Origin of the sequence: Nonomuraea sp. NPDC049784 (genome assembly GCF_040659615.1) — a bacterium.
Taxonomy (GTDB): domain Bacteria; phylum Actinomycetota; class Actinomycetes; order Streptosporangiales; family Streptosporangiaceae; genus Nonomuraea.
Genome location: NZ_JBFAMX010001006.1, coordinates 1 through 2,411 on the forward strand (window position 1 = coordinate 1; position 2,411 = coordinate 2,411).

1 protein-coding gene is annotated in these 2,411 nt (G+C 66.4%); it reads right to left on the reverse strand.

Annotated features, from left to right (window positions below; translation table 11 throughout):
- The coding region (locus AB0J09_RS62420; protein ID WP_360713640.1) for a DNA-directed RNA polymerase subunit beta at positions 1-2,411 on the reverse strand (2,411 nt) is incomplete at both ends.

A 2,411-nucleotide genomic window follows, 5' to 3' on the forward strand; every position in this document is an offset into this window, starting at 1 on the left:
TTGACGATGGCCTCGTAGACCTTCACCCGGCCGAGAACGTCGTCGGACTTGATGGTCAGCAGCTCCTGCAGAGCGTAGGCGGCGCCGTACGCCTCGAGCGCCCACACCTCCATCTCACCGAAGCGCTGGCCACCGAACTGGGCCTTACCGCCGAGCGGCTGCTGAGTGATCATGGAGTACGGGCCGGTCGAACGCGCGTGGATCTTGTCGTCGACCAGGTGGAGCAGTTTGAGGATGTAGATGTAGCCGACCGAGATCGGATACGGGAACGGCTCACCGGAACGGCCGTCGAACAGCCGGGCCTTACCCGTCGACTGCACCATCCGGTCCCCGTCACGGTTGGCGACGGTGTTGCCGAGCAGGCCGACGATCTCCTGCTCGTGAGCGCCGTCGAACACCGGCGTGGCCATGTTCGTACGCGGGGCCACCTTCTCGAAGCCCTTGTCACGCAGCCGCTCGGCCCACGCCTCGGCAATGCCCGAGATGTCCCACCCGCGGGCGGCGATCCACCCCAGGTGAGTCTCCAGCACCTGGCCGACGTTCATTCGGCCGGGCACACCGAGCGGGTTGAGGATGATGTCGACCGGGGTGCCGTCCTCCAGGAACGGCATGTCCTCGACCGGCAGGATCTTGGAGATGACACCCTTGTTGCCGTGCCGGCCGGCCAGCTTGTCGCCGTCGGTGATCTTACGCTTCTGGGCCACGTACACACGGACCAGTTCGTTGACACCCGGCGGCAGCTCGTCGCCCTCCTCGCGGGAGAACACCCGGACGCCGATGACCTTGCCCTGCTCGCCGTGCGGCACCTTCAGCGAGGTGTCGCGGACTTCGCGGGCCTTCTCACCGAAGATCGCGCGCAGCAGCCGCTCCTCCGGCGTCAGCTCGGTCTCACCCTTGGGCGTGACCTTGCCGACCAGGATGTCACCGGGCACGACCTCGGCACCGATGCGGATGATGCCCCGCTCGTCCAGGTCGGCCAGCACCTCCTCGGAGACGTTCGGGATGTCGCGGGTGATCTCCTCGGGGCCCAGCTTGGTGTCGCGGGCGTCGACCTCGTGCTCCTCGATGTGGATCGAGGAGAGGACGTCGTCCTGCACCAGCCGCTGAGACAGAATGATCGCGTCTTCGTAGTTGTGACCCTCCCACGGCATGAACGCCACGAGAAGGTTCTTGCCCAGGGCCATCTCGCCCTTGTCGGTGCACGGGCCGTCGGCGATGACCTGGTTGACCTCCACCCGGTCGCCCTCGGCGACGATGGGCTTCTGGTTGAAGGAGGTGCCCTGGTTCGAACGCTTGAACTTGGCGACCCGGTAGGTGGTACGGGTGCCGTCGTCGTTCATGACCGTGATGTAGTCGGCGGAGACCTCCTCGACCACACCGGCCTTCTCGGCGCTGATGACGTCGCCCGCGTCGGTCGCGGCACGGTATTCCATGCCGGTGCCGACCAGCGGCGCCTCGCTCTTCAGCAGCGGCACCGACTGCCGTTGCATGTTGGAGCCCATGAGCGCGCGGTTGGCGTCGTCGTGCTCGAGGAAGGGGATCATCGCGGTGGCGACCGACACCATCTGGCGCGGCGACACGTCGATGTAGTCGACCTCCTCGGCACGGGCGAGCTCGGTCTCACCGCCCTTGGTGCGGACCAGGACGCGGGACTCGGCGAACGAACCGTCGGAGTTGAGCGCCGTGTTGGCCTGCGCCTTGACGTAGCGGTCTTCCTCGTCGGCCGTCAGGTAGTCGATCTGACCGGTGACCTTGCCGTCGACGACCTTGCGGTACGGCGTCTCGACGAACCCGAAGGCGTTGATCCGGCCGTAGGAGGCCAGCGAGCCGATGAGGCCGATGTTGGGGCCTTCAGGGGTCTCGATCGGGCACATCCGGCCGTAGTGGGACGGGTGCACGTCGCGGACCTCGAAGCCAGCCCGCTCACGGGACAGACCACCGGGGCCCAGCGCGGACAGACGCCGCTTGTGCGTCAGACCGGCCAGCGGGTTGGTCTGGTCCATGAACTGAGACAGCTGCGAGGTGCCGAAGAACTCCTTGATCGACGCCACGACCGGGCGGATGTTGATCAGGGTCTGCGGCGTGATCGCCTCGACGTCCTGCGTGGTCATCCGCTCGCGGACGACACGCTCCATGCGGGCCAGGCCCAGGCGGACCTGGTTCTGGATCAACTCGCCGACGCTACGCAGACGACGGTTGCCGAAGTGGTCGATGTCGTCGACCTCGACGATGATCTCGCGGTCACCCGCGCCCGGCATCGACTCCTCGCCCGCGTGAAGGCGGACGATGTACTCGATCGTGGCGACGATGTCCTCTTCGGTCAGGGTGCCCTGAGAGATCTCCGAGTCGACCCCGAGCTTCTTGTTGATCTTGTAGCGACCCACCTTGGCGAGGTCGTACCGCTTGGGGTT